Origin of the sequence: Humitalea sp. 24SJ18S-53, assembly GCF_050632385.1 — a bacterium.
In the GTDB taxonomy this organism is placed as follows: domain Bacteria; phylum Pseudomonadota; class Alphaproteobacteria; order Acetobacterales; family Acetobacteraceae; genus Humitalea.
On record NZ_CP192599.1, the window covers coordinates 391,639 to 411,495 of the forward strand.

The 19,857-nt window shown below is 67.9% G+C and carries 19 protein-coding genes; 15 read left to right on the top strand and 4 right to left on the bottom strand.

The features are described 5' to 3' along the window. The first annotated feature begins 84 nt into the window (after positions 1-84). The 6 genes from ACQW02_RS01865 to ACQW02_RS01890 are packed head-to-tail and all read left to right on the top strand — an operon-like array spanning position 85 to position 7,095. Positions 85-1,269 (top strand): CaiB/BaiF CoA transferase family protein, encoded by a 1,185-nt coding sequence (locus tag ACQW02_RS01865; RefSeq protein ID WP_431283581.1) that lies wholly within the window; start codon positions 85-87, stop codon positions 1,267-1,269. 11 nt (positions 1,270-1,280) lie between these two features. Then, positions 1,281-2,090 carry an enoyl-CoA hydratase gene (locus tag ACQW02_RS01870; protein ID WP_431283582.1) on the top strand — a complete coding sequence of 270 codons (810 nt, stop codon included), beginning with the start codon at positions 1,281-1,283 and terminating at the stop codon, positions 2,088-2,090. A gap of 29 nt (positions 2,091-2,119) precedes the next feature. Beyond that, entirely contained in the window at positions 2,120-3,175 is a 1,056-nt protein-coding gene (locus ACQW02_RS01875) for an ABC transporter substrate-binding protein (protein WP_431283583.1), read from the top strand. 33 nt (positions 3,176-3,208) lie between these two features. Then, positions 3,209-4,273 (top strand): ABC transporter substrate-binding protein, encoded by a 1,065-nt coding sequence (locus ACQW02_RS01880; RefSeq protein ID WP_431283584.1) that lies wholly within the window; start codon positions 3,209-3,211, stop codon positions 4,271-4,273. A gap of 12 nt (positions 4,274-4,285) precedes the next feature. Next, positions 4,286-6,025, top strand: a complete 1,740-nt coding sequence (locus ACQW02_RS01885) for an ABC transporter permease (protein ID WP_431283585.1) — start codon at positions 4,286-4,288, stop codon at positions 6,023-6,025. 2 nt (positions 6,026-6,027) lie between these two features. Further along, a complete protein-coding gene (locus ACQW02_RS01890; protein WP_431283586.1) occupies positions 6,028-7,095 on the top strand; it encodes an ABC transporter ATP-binding protein in 1,068 nt (355 codons plus the stop codon). A gap of 8 nt (positions 7,096-7,103) precedes the next feature. On the opposite strand, the gene ACQW02_RS01895 is transcribed toward ACQW02_RS01890, so the two are convergent. Beyond that, the gene (locus ACQW02_RS01895; protein WP_431283587.1) at positions 7,104-8,105 is read right to left on the bottom strand and encodes an LLM class flavin-dependent oxidoreductase; all 1,002 of its coding nucleotides are present in this window, start codon (positions 8,103-8,105) and stop codon (positions 7,104-7,106) included. A gap of 29 nt (positions 8,106-8,134) precedes the next feature. Continuing rightward, on the bottom strand, positions 8,135-8,788 hold the full coding sequence (locus tag ACQW02_RS01900) for a TetR/AcrR family transcriptional regulator (RefSeq protein ID WP_431283588.1): 654 nt from the start codon (positions 8,786-8,788) through the stop codon (positions 8,135-8,137). A gap of 124 nt (positions 8,789-8,912) precedes the next feature. Between ACQW02_RS01900 and ACQW02_RS01905 the strand changes: the two genes are divergently transcribed. Genes ACQW02_RS01905 through ACQW02_RS01945 form a run of 9 tightly spaced genes read left to right on the top strand, consistent with a single transcriptional unit; the run spans position 8,913 to position 17,514 of the window. Next, positions 8,913-9,887 carry a Bug family tripartite tricarboxylate transporter substrate binding protein gene (locus ACQW02_RS01905; RefSeq protein WP_431283589.1) on the top strand — a complete coding sequence of 325 codons (975 nt, stop codon included), beginning with the start codon at positions 8,913-8,915 and terminating at the stop codon, positions 9,885-9,887. Next, positions 9,884-10,840, top strand: a complete 957-nt coding sequence (locus ACQW02_RS01910; RefSeq protein ID WP_431283590.1) for a Bug family tripartite tricarboxylate transporter substrate binding protein — start codon at positions 9,884-9,886, stop codon at positions 10,838-10,840. Before ACQW02_RS01905 ends, ACQW02_RS01910 begins: the two co-directional genes overlap by 4 nt. A 6-nt stretch (positions 10,841-10,846) precedes the next feature. After that, positions 10,847-11,224, top strand: coding sequence for an OB-fold domain-containing protein (locus ACQW02_RS01915; RefSeq protein WP_431283591.1), 378 nt, complete (start codon positions 10,847-10,849; stop codon positions 11,222-11,224). Continuing rightward, complete coding sequence (locus ACQW02_RS01920; RefSeq protein ID WP_431283592.1) at positions 11,221-12,366, top strand: thiolase family protein; 1,146 nt, start codon at positions 11,221-11,223, stop codon at positions 12,364-12,366. The genes ACQW02_RS01915 and ACQW02_RS01920 overlap by 4 nt, the downstream gene beginning before the upstream one ends. Before the next feature lie 2 nt (positions 12,367-12,368). Next, positions 12,369-13,172 (top strand): enoyl-CoA hydratase/isomerase family protein, encoded by an 804-nt coding sequence (locus ACQW02_RS01925; protein ID WP_431283593.1) that lies wholly within the window; start codon positions 12,369-12,371, stop codon positions 13,170-13,172. Positions 13,173-13,181: 9 nt separating this feature from the next. Further along, complete coding sequence (locus ACQW02_RS01930) at positions 13,182-13,997, top strand: SDR family NAD(P)-dependent oxidoreductase (RefSeq protein WP_431283594.1); 816 nt, start codon at positions 13,182-13,184, stop codon at positions 13,995-13,997. A 3-nt stretch (positions 13,998-14,000) separates the two neighbouring features. Further along, positions 14,001-15,008 (top strand): NAD(P)H-dependent flavin oxidoreductase, encoded by a 1,008-nt coding sequence (locus ACQW02_RS01935; protein ID WP_431283595.1) that lies wholly within the window; start codon positions 14,001-14,003, stop codon positions 15,006-15,008. Continuing rightward, a complete protein-coding gene (locus tag ACQW02_RS01940) occupies positions 15,005-16,510 on the top strand; it encodes an AMP-binding protein (RefSeq protein ID WP_431283596.1) in 1,506 nt (501 codons plus the stop codon). Before ACQW02_RS01935 ends, ACQW02_RS01940 begins: the two co-directional genes overlap by 4 nt. After that, positions 16,507-17,514, top strand: a complete 1,008-nt coding sequence (locus ACQW02_RS01945) for an MBL fold metallo-hydrolase (RefSeq protein ID WP_431283597.1) — start codon at positions 16,507-16,509, stop codon at positions 17,512-17,514. The genes ACQW02_RS01940 and ACQW02_RS01945 overlap by 4 nt, the downstream gene beginning before the upstream one ends. Before the next feature lie 32 nt (positions 17,515-17,546). On the opposite strand, the gene ACQW02_RS01950 is transcribed toward ACQW02_RS01945, so the two are convergent. Together ACQW02_RS01950 and ACQW02_RS01955 are read right to left on the bottom strand one after the other, a co-directional pair. Continuing rightward, positions 17,547-18,464 (bottom strand): dihydrodipicolinate synthase family protein, encoded by a 918-nt coding sequence (locus tag ACQW02_RS01950; RefSeq protein ID WP_431283598.1) that lies wholly within the window; start codon positions 18,462-18,464, stop codon positions 17,547-17,549. Beyond that, positions 18,461-19,840, bottom strand: a complete 1,380-nt coding sequence (locus ACQW02_RS01955; protein ID WP_431283599.1) for an NAD(P)H-dependent oxidoreductase — start codon at positions 19,838-19,840, stop codon at positions 18,461-18,463. Before ACQW02_RS01955 ends, ACQW02_RS01950 begins: the two co-directional genes overlap by 4 nt. Positions 19,841-19,857 lie beyond the last annotated feature (17 nt).

Below are 19,857 nucleotides of genomic sequence, written 5' to 3' on the forward strand. Positions count from 1 at the left end.
GTTCGGGAGGACGTCGACAATGACCACCGCCAAGCGGTGTCGCATGGACCGCGAAGCGTGCCGGCTTGCTGGCCCATCGCGCGCATGACGACCAACGGACTGCCACTTGCCGGGCTACGCGTGCTCGACCTGACCGTCGCGCGCGCTGGGCCCACCTGCGTCCGGCACCTGGCCGACTGGGGTGCCGAGGTCATTCGCATCGCACCGCCGACGGCGGAGGGCGGTGACATCACCGGCGACCAGGACGGCTTCGACTACCAGAACCTGCATCGCAACAAGCGCGCGATGCAGATCGACCTGAAGACCGCCGAGGGCAAGGCGATCTTCTTCCGCCTTGCCGAAACCGCCGATGTCGTCATCGAGAATATGCGCGCCGCCGTAAAATTCCGGCTTGGCGTGGATTACGCCAGCGTGCGGGCGGTCAATCCGCGCATCGTCTATGGCTCGATCTCCGGCTTTGGGCAGGACGGGCCCTATGGCCATCGTGCCGGCGTGGACCAGATCGCGCAGGGCATGGGCGGGTTGATGAGCATCACCGGCGTGCCGGGCAAAGGCCTGGTGCGCGTCGGCATCCCGATCGCCGACCTGACCGCCGGCAATTTGCTGGCGCTGGCCGTGATGATGGCGCTGTTCGACCGGGTGAAGACCGGGCAGGGGCGCTGGGTGCATACCAGCCTGCTGGAAGCGATGGTGTTCATGCTGGACTTCCAGGCGTCGCGCTGGCTGTTGGCGCAGCAGGTGGCGGGGCAGGCGGGCAACGACCACCCGACCGCCATCCCGACCGGCGTCTACCCGACCGCGGACCAGCCGATCACCCTGGCCGCACCCTCGCCACGCATGTGGGGACGCTTCTGCGACGCGCTGGGCCAGCCGGATTGGAAGACGCGCGCGGGGTGGGATACGCGCGACGGGCGGTCGGATGACCGCGTCGCGATCAATGCCGCGATCGCCGCCATCACAACCACCAAGCCGAGCCTGCATTGGATCGAGGTGCTGGACACCGCGGGCATTCCCTGCGGCCATATCAACACCATCGACCAGGTTTTTGCCGACCCGCAGGTGCAGCATCTGGCCCTTGCCAAGGGGGTGGCGCATCCGCGCCTGGGCGATCAGCAACTCGTGCGGACGCCCATCAACATGAGCGGCACGCCCTGGGGCATCCGCTCGGCAACGCCCGACTCGAATCAGCACACGGATGCGGTCCTGGCCGAGCTGGGCATGACCGCCGACGACATCGCCGGGCTGCGCGCCGCGCGCGTGGTTCAATAGGAGACAGGGCCATGGATGGCATGACGATCACGCTGAACACACCCAAAATCCTGGCCCGAATCCAGGATGGCATCGGCTGGCTGACCTTCAACCAGCCAGAGAAACGCAACGCGATCTCGCTGGATATGTGGGAGGCCGTGGCCGAGGTGGCCGAGCGCTTCGCCAACGACCCGAACGTGCGCGTGGTGGTGATGTCGGGCGCGGGCGGCAAGGCCTTCGCCTCCGGCGCGGATATCAGCCAGTTCGAGAAGCTGCGCGACAGCGCCGAGGCGGAGGCGAAATACTCCGCCGTCTCCTCTTCCGCGCGCAAGCGGCTGGAGGCGCTGGACAAGCCGTTGATCGCGATGATCAACGGCTTCTGCATCGGCGGCGGCTGCGCCACGGCGATGGTGGCCGACATCCGCATCACGGCGGAGGATGGCCGCTTCGGCATTCCCGCGGCGAAACTCGGCGTCGCCTATGCCTACCATCAACTGCGGCGCCTGGTGGCGCTGGTGGGGCCGGCGGTGGCCAAGGAGATCATGTTCACCGGCCGCTTCCTGGATGCGCAGGAAGCGCTGCGCGTCGGCCTGGTCAATCGCGTGGTGCCAGCGGCGGAGCTTGAATCGGTGGTGACCGAGATGGCGATGACCATGGCGCGCAACGCACCGCTGTCGATCCGTGCCTCGAAGGAGGGGATCGACCAGATCGCCGGCGACCCGGCACAGGCCGACCAGGCCAGTTTCGATGCGCTTTATCGCGCCTGCTTCGACAGTGCCGACTTCGCTGAGGGGCGCGCCGCCTTCATGGCCAAGCGACCGCCGGTCTTCACGGGGCGCTGACCGATCGCGCCAACCAGGGAGGTAAAAAAATGAGCAGCTTGAACAGGCGCCAACTCCTGACCCTCACCACCGGCTTCGCCATCATCGGGGCCAGCACCCGCGCGGTGGCGCAGGACATGCCGGCGCATGAGCGACAGCTCTATGACGCGGCGCGGCGTGAGGGGCAGATCACCTGGTATTCCGGCCAGTACAACGCCGAAACCTCGGAAGCCGTCGGTCGCGCCTTCAACGAACGCTTCCCTGGCGTGCGCTGCAACGTGGTGCGCAGCACATCCCAGGTCGCCTTCCAGCGGTTGTCGCAGGACACCCGTGCCAATGCCGCGCAATGCGACGTGTTCAGCTCGACGAATTCGGGCCACTACACGCTGCTGAAGCGGGAGGGGAAGCTGACGCGCTTCCTGCCGGAAAATTCCAAGGGGATGCTGCCGGCACTCCAGAACATCGACCCCGATAATTTCTTCCACACCAGCTACCTCGGCCTCTACCTGATGGCGCATAACACGCGCCTGGTCAGTGAGGCCGATGCGCCGAGAAGCTGGACCGATGCGCTCGATCCGCGGTGGAAGGACAAGCTGGCCGTCGGGCATCCGGGCTTCAGCGGCGCCATCGGCGTCTGGGCTGTGCAGATGCGCAAGATGTATGGCTGGGACTATTTCACGCGGCTGGAGCGCAACAATCCGCAGATCGGCCGATCCAGCCAGGATCCGGTGACGACCATGAACGCGGGTGAGCGTTCGGTCGGGCTCTGCGTGCCGGTGGGCACGACGGCGCTCGCCATCTCCCGCGGCAATCCGCTGAAGCTGATCTATCCGACCGAGGGCGTGCTGGCGACGATCTCGCCGTCGGCGATTCCCTCCAACGCGCCGCATCCCAATGCGGCCAAGCTGTTCATGGAATTCCAGACAGGCAAGCAGCTTTCGGAAACCGTGCGCCTGAGCTTCAACGAACCGCTGCGCGCGGATGTGCCGCCGCCGGCCGGTGCCCGCGCGCTCACCGGACTCACCCTGCTGGCGCCGAGCCTGGCGGAACAGGAATCGGGCGTGCCCGAAGTGCTGGAAACCTGGCGCGAGACGTTTCGTGTGTAAGACAAGAAACTTGATACTAAATCGGAGGACGACATGATCGACATTTCCAGGCGCGGCGTGCTGGGCGGCTCGGCGGCCCTCGCGGCGGCCACCATCCTGCCGTCGCGCAACGCCGCGGCGCAGGACATGCCGGCGCATGAGCAGGCGCTGTACCAGGCGGCGCAGCGTGAGGGCGAATTGACCTGGTACACCGGCCAGTTGCAGGCGGAACCCTCGGAGGCCGTGGGCCGCGCCTTCGTCGCGCGCTACCCGGGCGTGCGCTGCAACGTGGTGCGCACGACGTCCCAGGTCGCCTTCCAGCGGCTGTCGCAGGATGCGCGTGCGCGCGTCGCGCAATGCGATGTCTTCAGCTCCACCGACTACAGCCACTTCACCTTCCTGAAGGGCGAAGGGCGGCTGATGCCCTACAAGCCGGTGAACGCGGCCGGCATGGTGAAGGGCGCGCGCGATGCCGCCGATCCGGATGGGCATTTCCAGATCACCTACCTGGCGCTCTACATGCTGGCCCGCCGCAGCGACCGGGTGACCGAGGCGGATGCGCCCAAGTCCTGGCGCGAACTGACCGATCCGAAGTGGCGCGACAAGCTGGCCGTGGGCCATCCCGGCTTCAGCGGCGCGATCGGCAACTGGGCCATCCTGATGCGTCAGGCCTATGGCGTGGACTACTTCAAGGGGCTGGAACGCAACCGGCCGCAGATCGGCCGTTCGGCGGGCGATCCGGTGACCACGCTCAATTCGGGCGAACGCCTCGTCGGCGTCTGCATCCCCTCTGCCGCGACCTTGTTCAGCGCGTCCCGCGGCAATCCCTTGACGCTGATCTACCCGAGTGATGGCACCTTGATGGTGCCCTCGCCGAGCGGTGCCATCGTCAATGCGCCGAAGCCGAATGCGGCAAAACTGTTCATGGAGTTCATGACCGGCCCCGCCTATTCGCGCACGATCCGCGAATACTACGCGGAATCGCTGCGGCCGGAGGTGCCGCCGCCCGAAGGCTCCCGCCCGCTCGACGAACTGAACCTGATCACGCCCACGCCGCGCCAGATCGAGACTGAGATGACCGATGTTAAGGAGCTTTGGCGTGACACCTTTGGCGTTTGATAGGACGGCACGATGAGCGAGGCGCCCGCACTCCCCCGCAGCGTGGCGCCGCCGCGCGGCCGCATCGCCCGCCGGCTCGCGCGGATCGAGCCGGTGATGCTGCTGTGGATCGCGCTGATCGCGATCCTGTTGTTCCTGGTCGCCTTCCCGCTTGGCAAGTTGCTGGTCGTCAGCTTCGAAACGCGCGGGACCGGCGCCTTCACCCTGTCGAATTATGTCTCGGCCTATGGAAGGGCGCGTTATGTCGACGCGCTGCGCAATTCGCTGTTGTTGGGCACCATCTCGGCCACCCTGGCCGTCATCATGGCGGTGCCGATGGCCTGGGCGGTGTCGCGCACCGATATGCCGTTCAAGGGCCTGACCTGGGCCGTGGTGCTGGGTGCCTTCATCCTGCCGCCCTACCTCAGCGCGGTCGGCTGGATCCTGCTCGCGGGGCCGAATTCGGGCTTCCTCAACGTGGCCTGGCGCTGGGCGACGGGGGCCGAGTCCGGGCTGTTCAACATCTACAGCTTTACCGGCATGGCGATGGTCATCGCGCTGAATGCCTTTCCGCTGGTCTTCATTTTCGTGAAATCGGCGCTGGACCTCGTGTCCTCGGAGATGGAGGACGCCGCCAATATCCTTGGCGCCGGCACCTGGACGGCGATGCGCAAAGTCTCGCTGCCGCTGGTCTGGCCGGCGATCATGGCGGGCTTCATCATCGTCTTCCTGGAAGCCATCGCGCTGTTCGGCACGCCGGCCATCATCGGCATCCCGGCGCGCATCAACGTGGTCACGACGCAGCTATGGCAATTCTTCGAGTATCCTGTGCGGGTCGAGGTCGCGGCAGCCTATGCCATGCCGCTGCTGCTGATCACCGCGTTGATGATCGTGGTGCAGCGGCTGCTTTTGGCACGCAAGGGCTTCGTCTCCCAGACCGGCAAGGGCGGTGAACGCCGGCCGATCAAGCTCGGCCCCTGGCGCTGGCTGGCGTTCGGCTGGTGCGCGATGGTCGGGCTGATGGCAGTGGTGGCACCCTTGTTCGTGCTGTTGCAGGCATCCTTCGCCAAGGCCTGGGGGCGTGGGTTAAGTTTCGACAATTTGACCCTCGCCAACTACCGCCTGCTGATCTTCGAACATGAGATGGCGATGCCATCGATCTGGAATACGCTCTGGTTCTCCGCCACGGCGGCGAGCATGGCGGTGTTCCTGGCCTTGCTGATCGCCTATATCGTGAACCGCAAGCTGGTGCCTTTTGGCGATGCGCTGGGGTTCCTTGCGATGGCGCCCTTCGTCATTCCGGGCATCGTCATGGCGATCGGCTTCTATGCGGCCTATGCCGCGCCGCCCTTCGCGCTCTATGGCACGGCGGCGATCATCATCCTGGCCTTCACGGCGCGCTTCCTGCCCATTGCCTATGCCAATTCCTCCTCCGCCATCAGGGCCGTGCATCCTGAAATGGAGGAGGCGGCGCGCATCCTCGGCAGCGGGCGGCTGCATGCCATCCGGATGATCACCGCACCGCTGGTGCGCAAATCGCTGCTGGGCGGCTGGCTGATCGTCTTCATCGTCGCCTCGCGCGAATTGTCGGCGGCGATCTTCCTGGTGGGGCCGCGCACACGGACGATGTCCGTGCTGCTCTACGACCTCAGCGAGGCGGGGAATTTCGAAGTGCTTGCTGCGTTCGGCGGCCTGTTGCTGCTGGTGACTTTGGTGTTCGTGGGCATCGGCATGAAGCTGGCCGGGCGCGACTTCATGCTGCGGAGAAACTGAGAATGTCGCGTCTTTCGATTCAGGGACTGACCAAGGCCTATGGCACCAACCGCGTGGTCGACAATATCGACCTGACCTTGGAGGAAGGGGAGTTCGTCTCCCTCCTCGGCCCCTCCGGCTGCGGCAAGACCACCACCTTGCGCATGATCGCCGGCTTCGTCGATCCGAACGAGGGCACCATCTCGCTCAATGGGGAGGTGATTTCCGCCCATGGCGCGGTGCTGCCGCCGGAAAAGCGCGGCATGTCGATGATTTTCCAAAGCTATGCCGTATGGCCGAACATGACGGTCGCGGAGAATGTCGGCTTCGGGCTGAAGCTGCGCAAACTCTCCAGCGAGGAGATCCGCCGCCGCGTGGGCGAAATCCTGGAGGTCGTGCAGATGGGCCACCTGGCGGGCCGCTACCCGGCCGAATTGTCGGGCGGCCAGCAACAGCGCGTCGCCCTGGCGCGCGCCATCGTGGTCAAGCCGGCGGTGCTGCTGCTGGACGAACCACTGTCCAACCTCGACGCCAATCTGCGCGAGGAAATGCGCTTCGAAATCCGTCGCCTGCACGACGAATTCCGCATTACCACCGTCTATGTGACGCATGACCAGTCGGAGGCGATGGCGACCTCCGACCGGATCGCGGTGATGAATGCCGGGCGCATCGAACAGGTGGATGCGCCGCATATGCTCTACACGCGGCCACGCACGCGCTTCGTCGCCGGCTTCATCGGCCGCACCAACCTGCTCAAGGCGGAACTGCGCAACGGCCAGATCGGTTTTGGTGGCATGTCGATGCAGGCGGGTGAGGTGCCTGGCGCGGGCACGGCGGCGGGTGGCGACATCCTGGTCTCCGTGCGGCCGCAGAGCATCGGCCTGCATCGCGCCCGCCCGCCCGGCGCCGGCCCGATGATGGAGGGCGTCGTGGCGCAGCGCACCTTCCTGGGCGAGACCTGGGACTATGTCGTGAGCGCGGGGAACAGCGCCCTGCGGCTGCGCGCAACGGCGCCGCCACTGCAGATCCATGAGGTCGGGGAGGCCGTCTGGATGGAATTCGACCCGCAGCAGATGGCGATGGTGGTGTAGGCGGAAGCCTACGACGCCATGCTGGCCTCGGCCTGGACATGCGCCAGGATCTCGAACGACCGCAGCCGCGCGGCATGGTCGAAGATCTGGGCCGTGACCATCAGTTCATCGGCCCCGGTCCTGGCCGCGAAATCGTCCAGGCCGCGGCGCACCGTCTCCGGATCGCCCACGACCGAACAGGCCAGCGCGTTGGCCAGCATCGCGCGGCCATGCGGGTCAAGCCGCGCATCCAGCCCATCCACGGGCGGCGGCAGCTTGCCCGGCCGTCCCTGCCGCAGGTTCAGGAAAGCCTGCTGCAGGGAGGTGAACAAGCGCCGCGCCTCCGCATCGGTATCGGCGGCGAAGACATTCACCCCCAGCATCACATGCGGCGCCGCCAGCCGCTCCGATGGACGGAACCGGTCACGATAGATCGCGACCGCCTCCATCATCTGCGTCGGTGCGAAATGCGACGCGAAGGCGAAGGGCAGCCCCAGCATCGCGGCCAATTGGGCACCAAAGGTGCTGGAGCCGAGGATCCATGCCTCGATCGCCAGCCCCGCGCCCGGCACCGCCTGCACGGCCTGCCCGGGGACCGCGGGTTGGAAATAGCCCAGAAGCTCCACGACATCCTGCGGGAATTCATCGGCGCCAGATGCCAGGTTCCGCCGCAGGGCGCGGGCGGTGACCTGGTCGGAGCCGGGCGCCCGGCCGAGTCCAAGATCGACGCGCCCCGGGTGCAGCGCCGCCAGCGTCCCGAACTGCTCGGCCACCATCAGCGGCGCATGGTTCGGCAGCATGATGCCCCCGGCGCCGATGCGTATGCTGCGCGTGCCGGCCGCGACATGGGCCAGGGCCACCGCGGTCGCGGCACTGGCGATGCCGGTCATGTTGTGGTGTTCGGCCATCCAGAAGCGCCGGTAGCCAAGCGCCTCCGCATGGCGGGCCAACTCGGCCGAATGGCGCAGCGCCTGGCCGGCCGTGCCGCCTTCGGGAATGGGGGAGAGGTCGAGAACGGAGAGGGGAAGCATCGGCGTGATATGGGCCGGCGGTTGCCCGGTTAAAGCCGCGGCCGATCCATCCCCACCAGCCCATTCAAAATGAAACCGGCAAAGGCCTCGCCGATCTGCCGGCCGGTCAGCGGGCCATCGGGCGAATACCAGCGCGCGATATGGTTGATCGCGCCCATCAGAAAGGCGACGGCCAGCTTCGGGTCGCCAGGCGCCAGGCCCCCCGCATCCATGCCCGCCTGCACCATGTCGCGCAGCGCGCGGTCAGCCTCACGCATCCGCGCCATGATCAGGTCGCGGTATTCGGGGGGCAGGGTCGTCACCGGCTCCGCCAGCACGGCGAAGGAGCCGAGTTCGCCCGTCACCAATTCGATATAGGCCACGACATACAGCCTGATGCGCTGGACCGGGTCCGGGGTCGCGGCAAAGGCCATGGTGCGCGCCTTCAACCCGGCCTCGAAGGCGATGCACTTCGCCTCGTACAGGATCTCGTGCTTGGTCCGGACGTAGCGGTAGAGCGCCGGCTTGGTGACGCCCAGCGCCTCCGCCACCTCATCCAGCGAGGTGTTGTGAAAGCCGCTGCGGCCGAAGGCGCGGGCGGCGGCCCGCACGACGGCGCGGCGCTTGGTGTCGAACTGCGCCTCCCGGTCCGGCACGGCATCCGCCCAGCGTGGCGGCTTCTTCAGGGTCTGCGCATCATCCATGGGTGCCTCTGTGCCACAGCCACTGGCCTTTGCCAAAGCGGTTGACGTCAGAGTAACCTGATATACTCTGAAGTCACCAACAAGCGGAGCGGCAGCCAGTGCCGCCCAGATCGGGAAGAACGCTGTGCCCCTCCCACGTCGCCAGGCCCTGGGCCTCGTCGCCCTGCCGGCCCTGCTGCTCCATCGCGGTGCCGCCGCCCAGGCCTGGCCGAGCCGGCCGATCCGGCTCATCTCCGGCTCCTCGCCCGGCAGCATCACCGATCTGATCGCCCGGATCGTTCAACCGGGCTTGGGCGAGCGGCTCGGCCAGCCGATGATCGTGGACAACCGGCCCGGTGCGGGCGGGAATATCGCGACGGGCTTCGTCGCCCAGGCGCCGGCGGATGGCTATACGCTGATGGTGCTGTCCGGCGGCATCATGACGCTGAACCAGTATCTGTATCGCGACATGCCGTTCGACCCGGTGCGCGACATCAAGCTGATCACGCGGCTGACCAATGGCGGCTTCCTGCTCACCGTCTCCACGGCATCGGGCATCACCGATGTGGCCGGATTGCTGGCGCGGCTGCGGCAGAAAGGCGATGCGGCGAATTACGGGACCCCTGGGGTCGGCTTCGCGCAGCATGTCGGGTCGGAGATGTTCCTCTCCGCCACCGGCGTCACCGCGACCCATGTGCCCTATCGCGGCAGTGCCGCGGCCGTGCAGGGGCTGATCGCCGGCGAGGTGGATTTCATCTTCGACAGCCGCGGCCCCCTGGTCGCGCAGTTGCAGGCCGGCACGCTGCGGCTGATCGCCAATGGCGGCTCGGTGCCGGACCCCGTCTATCCCGCCCTGCCGACCCTGTCGGACACCTGGCCGGATGTGGTGGTGCAGAGCTGGACCGCGTTGGCCGGGCCTTCCGCCCTGCCGGCGCCGATCGTGCAGCGGCTGGATGACGCGACCCGCGCGACCTTGCTGGATCCGGAGGTGACGGCGCGATTGCGCATGGTGGGCAATGGCCCCGCCTACCTCGGCCCCGATGATTTCATCGGCTTCTATGCCGCCGAACGGGCGCGGGCGGCGCGCAGCGTGGCGATCGCGCGGATCGTCGCGCAATGATCGCGTCCCGCCGCGCCGTGCTGGCCGGTGCCGCGCTCTTCGCCAGCGGGGACGCGCGTGCCCAGGCCCGTCCGATCCGCCTGCTGGTCGGCTTCGCCCCGGGCGGGGCCACGGATATCGCGGCCAGGCTGCTGCAACCGCTGATGACGGCCTCGCTGGGCCAGCCGATCGTGGTGGAAAACCGATCGGGCGGCGGCGGCAATGTCGCGACCGACCTGCTGATCCGCGCCGAACCCGATGGCACCACCTTGATGGTGGCCACGCCCGGCCAGATGGTGGTGAACCCGTTGCTGGACCGTGCCTCGACCTTCGATGCCGCGCGCGACATCACCGCGATCGGCCAGATGACCACGGGGCCTCTCCTGCTGGTGGTGCCCGCCGGATCGCCGTTCACGACCGCGGCGGAATTGCTGGCGGCGGCGCGGGCACGTCCAGGCGCGATGAACTACGCATCCGCCGGCGTCGGCAGCTCCATGCATGTCGCGGGCGAAATGCTGAAGGCCTATGGCGCGTTGCAGATCGAACACGTGCCCTATCGCGGCAGCGGCCCCGCGGTGACCGATCTGGTGGCGGGAAAAGTCGATTTCATGATCGACAGCGTGTCCACCACCACATCGCATATCCGCAGCGGCGTGTTGCGTGTCCTGGCCGTGACCGGCGACCAGCCGTATGCCGATTTCCCCGATGCGGTGCCGCTGAACAGCCTGGTGCCGGGGGTGGTGCTGACCACTTGGCTGGGCCTGGTGGGGCCGGCCGGGCTGCCGGTGCCGGTGCTGGAACGGCTGTCCACCAGTCTGCAGGCGGCCGTCGCCAGCCCGGCCTTTGCCGGGCGGTTGCGGGAATTGGGCAGCCAGGCGTTCTGGGCCGGGCCGCAGGCCTTTGCCGCGCACCTTGCCGCCGAACGCCAGCGCGCCGCCGATGTCGTGCGCCGCGCCAATATCCGTCTGGAGTAGCCCGCCTTGCGTGACCCCACCCTCTATGCGCCATCCGGACAGGGCGACGATGCCGTGCTGCTGGCGATGCGTGAACCCGGCAGCGGGGCGATCACATTCCCCCGCTCGCCCTATGGCTGCACCACCACAGGCCTGCCCACGGCGGCGCTGGAGCCCATCACCCTGACCGGCCGCGCCCGCGTTCTGACCTGCATCACGGTGCATCAGCCCCTGGCGCCCGGAATGGTGACGCCGCTGCTGGTGGCGCGGCTGCAACTGGACGAAGGGCCGGTGCTGGATGGCGTGGTGGAAGGCAGCGACGAGGCCGCTGTGCCGCCCGGCACCCAGGTGCAGGCCGTGCTGGTGCAGGATGGTGCCTGCCGCTTCCGCCCGGTCGCGGCATGACCGGTTTTTTGGCGCATCGCCCGGTGCATGTCGTCGGCATCGGCATGCATCCCTACCAATTCCCGACCGAGACGCCCTACATCACCCTCGGCCTGACGGCGCTGCGCGCGGCGCTGGACGATGCCGGTCTGACCTGGCCGGACATCCAAGCCGCGATGATCGGCACCGGCGCCATCGGCATGGCGGCGGGGCGGGTGATGCTGCGGCACATGGGATCGACCGGGTTGGAGGTGATGCAGGTGGAAAACGCCTCCGCCTCCGGCTCCAGCGCCTTCCGCATGGCCTGCATGCAGGTCGCATCCGGCGAACGCGACGTGGTGCTGGCGCTTGGCGTCGACAAGTTCGGCGGCGCGCAGCGTGCGGCGAACAAGGATGGGTTGGCCCGGCTGACCCCCACCGCCGAAATCCCGAGCGTGAAATTCGCCCTGATGACCCGTGCCTGGCGCGACCAGTATGGCGTGACACCGGAGGACATGGCGCGGGTCGCGGTGAAGAACCACGGCAATGCCTCGCGCAACCCCTACGCCCAGTTCCGCAAGCCGCGCACGCTGGAACAGGTACTGGGGTCATCCAAGGTCGCGGGCGACCTGACCGCCCTGCAATGCTGCCCGCGCGGCGAGGGCGCCGCCGCCGTCATCGTCGCCAGCGAGGAGGGCATCGCCCGGCTGAAGCTGGACCGCTCACGCGCGATCCGCGTGATCGCCTCCACCTCCTCCAGCGAACACGCGGTGCCGGAGGAAGCCTGGAGCCTGGTCGAGATGGTGCAGCGTTCCGGCCTGGAAACACTGCGCCAGGCCGGCATTGGCATGGAGGATCTGGACATCGTGGAATTGCACGATGCCTTCACCATCGAGGAAATCGTCTACGCCGAGGCCCTCGGCCTATGTCCGCGCGGCGACGGTGCGGCGCGGCTGCGCGATGGCGCCTGGGAAATCGGTGGCCGCTGCGCGGTGAATCCATCGGGCGGGTTGATCGGCATGGGGCATCCGATCGGCCCGACCGGCATCGGCCAGGTCGCCGAAATCGTGCGGCAGTTGCGCGGCGAAGCGACGGGCCGCCAGCAGCCCGGCGCCCGCACGGCGATGGCGCATATGATCGGCCTCGGCTCCGTCGCCGTCGGCCATGTGTTGCGGCGGGATTGAGCATGATGCGCGAAGACTTCGAAACCCTGCTCTACGAAGCGAGTGATGGCGTCGCCACCATCACGCTGAACCGGCCCGATCGGATGAATGCCATCGGCGGCAGCATGAAGGCCGATCTGTCCACCGCCTTCTTCACCCTGGCACGGACCGACACCAGCATCCGCTGCGTCATCCTGACTGGTTCGGGCGAGCGTGCCTTTTGCGCCGGCGCCGATATCAAGGAACGCGCGGAGGGTCCGCGACGCAGCGCCACGGAGTATTTCGCGCAGCAGGCGGCGACCCACGCGCTGTTCCGCGGGATGGAGGATTTCGAGCGCCCGGTGATCGCCGCGATCAACGGTGTGGCGCTGGGGGGCGGGTTGGAAATCGCGCTCTGCGCCGACATCCGCTACGCGGCCGCCCATGCGAAGCTCGGCCTGCCGGAGGTCAAGCTTGGCGCCATCCCCGGCGCCGGCGGTACGCAGCGCCTGCCGCGCCTGGTTGGTGCTAGCGTGGCGAAGGAATTGCTGTTCACCGCGGCCCACCTGACCGCTGATGAGGCCCTGGCCATCGGCCTTGTCAGCCGCGTCGTGCGCGACGGCACGGTGCTGGAAGCCGCCATGGCAACCGCCCGAAAAATCGCGGAAATGCCGCCGCTGGCCGTCGCCTTCGCCAAGCGCACGGTCAACACCGGCATGCAGGGCGGTATCGAGGCCGGTCTGGAATACGAACGCTACGCGGCCGGCATGCTGACCGACAGCGAGGACCGGCGCGAGGGCTTTCGCGCATTCGTCGAGAAACGCAAACCGGTCTTTACGGGACGCTGAGGAAACACAATGGAACTGGGTCTGCAGGGCAAGGTCGCGCTAGTCACCGGCGGCGGCCAGGGCGTGGGACGCGCGATCTGTCGGGAACTCGCGGCGGAAGGCGTGAAGGTGGTGGTCAACGACCTGCTTTCCGAACGTGCCGAGGCGGTGGCCGCCGAGATTCGCGCGGACGGCGGTGACGCCATCGCGGCCCCCGCCGATATCACCGATCCGGCGCAGGTCGCGGCCATGGTCGCGACCGGCAGCGCTGCCTTCGGCCCGATCGGGATCCTGGTGAACAATGCGGGCGTGACGCCGGAACGCCGTGCCAAGGGTGGTATGCCACCAACCTTTATCGAGACAGGCGACCGGGAGTTGCAGCAGACGGTCGAATTGAACGTCTATGGCACGATGTATTGCTGCCGCGCCGTGCTGCCCGGCATGGTCGCGCAGCGATGGGGCAAGATCATCTCCATCGCCTCCGAGGCCGGACGCGTCGGTGAACCGCGCCTGGCGGCCTATTCCGGCGCCAAGGCCGCGATCATCGGCCTGTCAAAGGCGCTGGCCAAGGAACATGGCCGCGACTGCATCAACGTGAACGTCGTGGTCCTGGGTGCGGTGGCGCATGAGGGGATCGCACCCGGCAATGCCACCAGCGCCGATGCCACGCCCGAGACCAACGAACGCCTGAAGAAGATGCTGAACGCCTATCCGGTGTCGCGCGGCCTGGGCCGTTTGTCGCGGCCGGATGATGTCAGCGGCATCGTCGCCTTCCTCGCCTCCGATCGTGCCGTGTTCATCACGGGGCAGCATATCGGCGCGAGCGGCGGCTACGCGATGCCCTGAACCATGCGCGATCCCATCTTCCGCACCCGCATCACCGAATTATTCGGCATCCGCCACCCGATCCTGGGCGGGGGGCTGATGTGGCTGTCCGACGCCGCCTATGTCGCCGGCATCGTCAATGCCGGCGGCATGGCCTTCCTGACGCCGCGCAGTTTCCCGGAGGATGGCGCCTTCGCGGCCGAGTTGGAACGCTGCCGCGCTTTGACCGGGGGTAAGCCCTTTGGCGTGAACCTCAATATCTCCAAGGTCGCGGCTTCCAACCGCAGCGTGATCGAATGGCTCGACCTCGCCTTGCGGGCCGGGGTGCGTCATTTCGAGACCGCCGGTAACGCGCCTGGCGACATGATCGCGCGCATCCATGCCGGCGGCGGCGTGGTGATCCACAAATGCCCGCTGCTGCGTCACGCGCTGAACGCGGAACGCGAAGGCGCGGATGCCGTCGCGATCGTCGGCATGGAGGCCGGTGGCCACCCTGGCCCGGCCGAACTGCCGACGATGCTGGCCGGCGCCCTGGCCGCGCGGCGGCTGCGCGTGCCGCTCGCGATCGGCGGCGGCATCGGCACGGGCGGGCAGATCCTGGCGGCGCTGGCCGTCGGCGCCGATGCGGTGGTCATCGGGTCGCGCTTCCTGGCGGCCCAGGAGGTCTGGGCGCACCCGGCCTATAAGGCGCGTGTCGTGGCGGCGGATGAACGCGCCTCGGTCGTCGCCTTCGGCGGCAATACGCCGATGGGAGGCGCCTGGCGCGTGATGGACAACGCGACCGCGCGGGAGGTGCGGCGGCGCGAAGCCGCGGGTGCGGCGACGCATGACGCCTTCGCCGACATCATCCGCGGCACGGAATCGCGCGACGGCTGCTATCGCGGCGGCGACCCGGAACGCGGTATGCTGTCACTCGGCGCCGCAGCCGTCTTCACCGAGGCGGTCGAGCCGTTGGAAGCGATCATCGACCAGTTGATCGACGAGGCGGGCGCGGCGCGGCGGCGTATCGACGGGCTGGCGGTCGAGGCATGACCCAGAAGATCATCTTTGGCGACCAGGAGATCGACGGCGCACTGCTGCGCGACAACGCCGCCCGTGCCGCTGGCGGTTTTTCCGCATTGGGCATCGGACCAGGCGACCGTATCGCGGTGATGATGCGCAACGAGCCGGTCTACCTGGAGGTGCTCCTCGCCTCCGACCGCCTCGGTGCCGCCTGCGTCGCAATCAACTGGCATTTCCGTGCTGATGAGGCCGGGCACATCCTGATCGACAGTGGCGCGCGCGTTCTCGTGGTGCATGCCGACCTGTTGCCGCAGATCGCGGCATTGATACCTGAAGGCCTACCGGTGCTGGTGGTGCCGACACCGCCAGAAATTGTCGCCGCCTATGGGCTGCGCGATGTGCCTGGGGCGACGCAGGACTGGGCCACCTGGCGCGATGCCCAGACGCCCTGGACGGCGCCGCCGGTGCCGGCGCTGGGCATGATGCTCTACACCTCCGGCACCACGGGCCGGGCCAAAGGGGTCCGTCGCCTGCCCGGCACGCCGGAACAGCATGACGCGATCCGTCGCATTCGCACCTTGATCGGTGGCGCGCGGCCGGGGATGCGGACGGCCATCGCCGGGCCGCTCTACCACGCCGGACCCGCCGCCAACGCGCGGGTCGCGCTGTCGCAGGCCGAATTGATCGTGGTGATGCCGCGCTTCGATGCCGAAGCGATGCTGCAGGCGATCGAGCGCCACCGGTTGACCCACCTGGCCCTGGTGCCGATCATGCTGGTGCGGCTGCTAAAACTGCCGATGGAGGTTCGGACGCGCTACGATTTGTCCTCGCTGGAAGGCGTCACGCATGGCGGCTCCGCCTGCGCGCCGGACGTGAAGCGTGGCATGATCGACTGGTGGGGGCCGATCCTGGCCGAAACCTACGGATCGACTGAAGTGAGCCTCATCGCCTCCAGCAGTTCCGCCGATTGGCTGCGCTTTCCTGGCACCGTCGGCCGCGCCTTGCCCGGCACCTCGATCCGCATCCTGGACGAGGAGGGGAAGATCTTGCCGCCCGGCGAGGTGGGCGAAATCCACGTCGATTCCGGGCCGAATTCCTTGCCCTTCACCTACCACAACATTGACGGGGAACGGCAGCGCGTCGAACGCGATGGCCATGTCACCAACGGCGATGTCGGCTATCTGAACGACGACGGCTTTCTCTTCATCACCGACCGCAAGCGCGACATGGTGATTTCCGGCGGGGTGAACATCTACCCGGCCGAAATCGAGGCCGCCCTGATCATGCATCCCGCCGTGCTGGATTGCGCCGTCTTTGGTGTGCCCGACGCGGAGTATGGCGAAGCGCTGGTTGCCGTCGTGCAGCCGCGCCCGGGGCAGGCGCCGGAGGCCGATGCGATGCGTGCCTGGCTGCGCGAGCGCCTCGCCGGCTACAAGGTGCCGCGCATCATCTGGTTCCTGCCCGAATTGCCGCGCGACAGCATGGGCAAGATCTTCAAGCGCCGCCTGCGCGAAGGCTTCGTGCCCCCATGATTGCACCGCCGCCCGGAACCGCGACCGAGGTCCTGCCCGGCCTATTGTGGCTGCGCATGCCGCTGCCCTTCCCCCCCAGCCATGTGAACCTGTGGTTGCTGGAGGATGGCGACGGTTGGTTTGCCATCGATGCCGCCGGCGACTACCCCGACTTGCGCGACCATTGGGAAGCGATCTTCGCCACGGTGCTGCGCGGCCGCCCCATCACCCGCGTGCTGGCGACGCATTTCCATCCCGACCATATCGGGCTGGCGGGCTGGCTCTGCGATCGCTGGAACGCGCCCTTGCTGATGAGCGCCGCGGAATTCGCGCGCGCGACCCGCCTGCTGGGGCCAGGGCTGGAGGAGGCCGTGGCGACCGAGCGCGCCTTCTTCCAGGACTGTGGCTGCACGCCGGAGCAATACACGCCGCTGCTCGGCCGCCGCGCGCGCTATCGCCGAATCGTGCTGCCCTTGCCCGCCGAGGCCACAATCCTGCGCGCCGGTGATACGCTGACCATTGGTGGCCGCCCCTGGCACATCCGCACCGGCCAGGGCCATTCGCCCGAACAGGTGATGCTGCACGCCCCCGACACCGGCGTGCTGATCGCCGCCGACCAGGTGCTGCCCGGCATCACGCCGCATGTCGGCATCAACATCGATGACCCGCGGGAGGATCCGCTGGGCGGCTTCCTCGCCTCATTGGATGCCTTGCGGGCGGTGCCGGATGGCGGGCTGGTGCTGCCGTCGCATGGCGCGCCCTGGCACGGGCTGCATGCGCGGATCACGGCGATCGCGGCGCATCACGCCCTGCGGCTCGACCAATTGGCGGTGGCAGGGACGCTGACGGCCATGGAGGCCCTGCCGATCCTGTTCCGCCGCCCGCCGCGCGACATGGCGCTCGGCTTCGCGCTGACGGAGGCGGTGGCGCATCTACGACATCTGGTGGCCACCGGGCGGCTGCGCAGCGACGGGGGGCAGGGATCGCCCCGGGTCTGGCGCCCCGCCCTGGCGGCGGCGGAATAACGCATCCAGGGCCTGTGTCGCGCAGGGGGGGCTCACCGCCCCCAGGTGAGCACCATCGGCGACGTCCGCTTCGCCACCTCCAGCAGCCCCGCCACGGTCGCGGGATGCAGGGGCCGGATCGGCGCGCGCGGGGCGTCGCAGGCGATGATGCCGCCCGCCTTCATCAGGCTCTTGGCCGCCAGCAGGCCGCATTGGCGGTTCTCGTAGTTGATCAGCGGCAACCAGCGTTCATAGGCATCAAAAGCTTCCGCGCGCTTGCCTGCGGCCCAGGGGCGCATGATCTGCTGGATACCGTCGGGGTAGCCGCCGCCGGTCATGGCACCGGTCGCCCCGGCGTCGAGGTCGGCCATCAGGGTGATGGCTTCCTCGCCATCCCAGGGGCCTTCGATCGCCTCGCCGCCCAAAGCCAGCAACTCGCGCAGCTTGGCGGCGGCGAAGGGGACCTCGATCTTGAAGTAGGAGACCTGGGCGATCTCCTTCGCCATGCGGGCCAGGAAAGGGGCGGAGAGGGGGGTGCCGCTGACCGGCGCATCCTGGATCATGATGGGGATGCCGATGGCATCCGAGACGCCCTGGTAGAAGTCGAAGATCGCGGCCTCCGGCATCCGGATCGTCGCGCCGTGGTAGGGCGGCATGACCATCACCATGCAGGCGCCGGCCGCTTCGGCGGCGCGGCTGCGTTCGGCGCAGGCCAGGGTGCTGGTATGGGTGGTGGTGACGATCACCGGCACGCGCCCCGCGACATGGTCGAGGATCGCGGTCATCAGCACCTCGCGTTCGCGATCCGTCAGCACGAACTGCTCGGAGAAATTCGCGAGGATGCAGAGCCCGTCCGAGCCCGCATCGATCATGAAATCCACGCAGCGTTTTTGGCCCGGGAGGTCGAGCGCGCCTGCTTCGTCGAAGATGGTGGGCACCACGGGGAAGACGCCGCGATAACGGGGGGTCATGCCTGGACTCCTGCGCCATACTCGTTTCGAAGCGATTGCAGCAGCGATCCGGTCAGATCGATGGCCGATTCCGGCAGGATGTCGCCGCGCTTCACATCGGCGACCAGCCGCTTGTTGGCGGCGAGGTAGAAGGGGGCTAGGCCACGCGCTTCGCCGGCCGGTAGCAGCATCGCCGTCGTGTCGGTCATCACATGATGATGCCCGCCCATGTGCAGCATCTCGCCGGCCACGAAATCGCGATCGGCGCGCGCCACCATCACCGCATGGACGCGCTGCGTGTCACTGCCCGAGGCCCGGCCATGGCCCACGGCCGAAAGCAGAGTGAGCGGCGTCTCCAGCCCCATCAGATGATAGGGCAGGAAGACGCAGGCGTAGCGCCCATTGCGGCTGACCACATGACCCTTGCCGCGCAGCAATTCCCAGACGACGTCGTCATGGCAACGGATGATGACGAAGACGCCGCCGCCGAAACTGACTTCCTCCGGCCGGCGCAGGCAGTTGAAGACATCGACGACACCGATGCGGTCGAGGATGCCGCCATCCTCACGCGGCACGAAGATGTCGGCGAGTTCGGTGATACGGCAGACCGGGTTGCTGAGGATATCGGAGGACGGCAGCAGCCCGGTGGAATTGGCGACGACATTCATCTCGCAATAATCGGGCGTGGTCCGCTGCGGCAGGGCCGCCAGCGCCTCGGCCCGTGCGGCCAGGCTTGCGGGCACATCGACACCCAATTCCCACAAGCCGGCGATGCGCGGGGCGGTGCATGCGCGGTCGGTGCAGGTGACCTGGCCCGTGGCATGGTCGAAGACGAAGTCATATTCGCTGGACTTGCCGGCGGCGACCACATCGAAGCCCAGCAGGCGCGCCCAGGTGACCAGGCCGATCAGATTGCTCGGCTGGTCGCCGTCGGCGGTCGTGTAGACGACGCCATGTTTCTTCGCGAGCGCGTTGAGGTGCGGGCCGACGACGGAATCCGTCTCCTTCGTCACCATGGCGACATGCACGCCGCGGGTGATCGCATCGACGGCGATGCGTGCGCCGATCTCGGGCTGGCCGGTCGCCTCGACGACGATGTCGAGTGGCAGCGCCGCCAGCAGCGCGTGGTCGCGCACCACGGCGATGCGGCCATCACGTGCGGCCGATGCGACACTGGCGGGATCATCGCAGAGACGCGCGGCATCGGCGGGAAAGCCAAGCTCGCGCAGCAATTGCAGAACGCCTTCGGCATCAAGGTCGCAGAGTGCCGCCACCGTCAGCCGCGGAATGGCACGGATCTGTGCCAGCAAAGTGCGGCTGAAACTGCCCTTCGCCCCGGCCAGCGCGACGCGGAATCGGCGGTCGCCAAGGTCGCGGAACAGGATGTCGTAGTTCATGGGGAAACCTCGTTCGG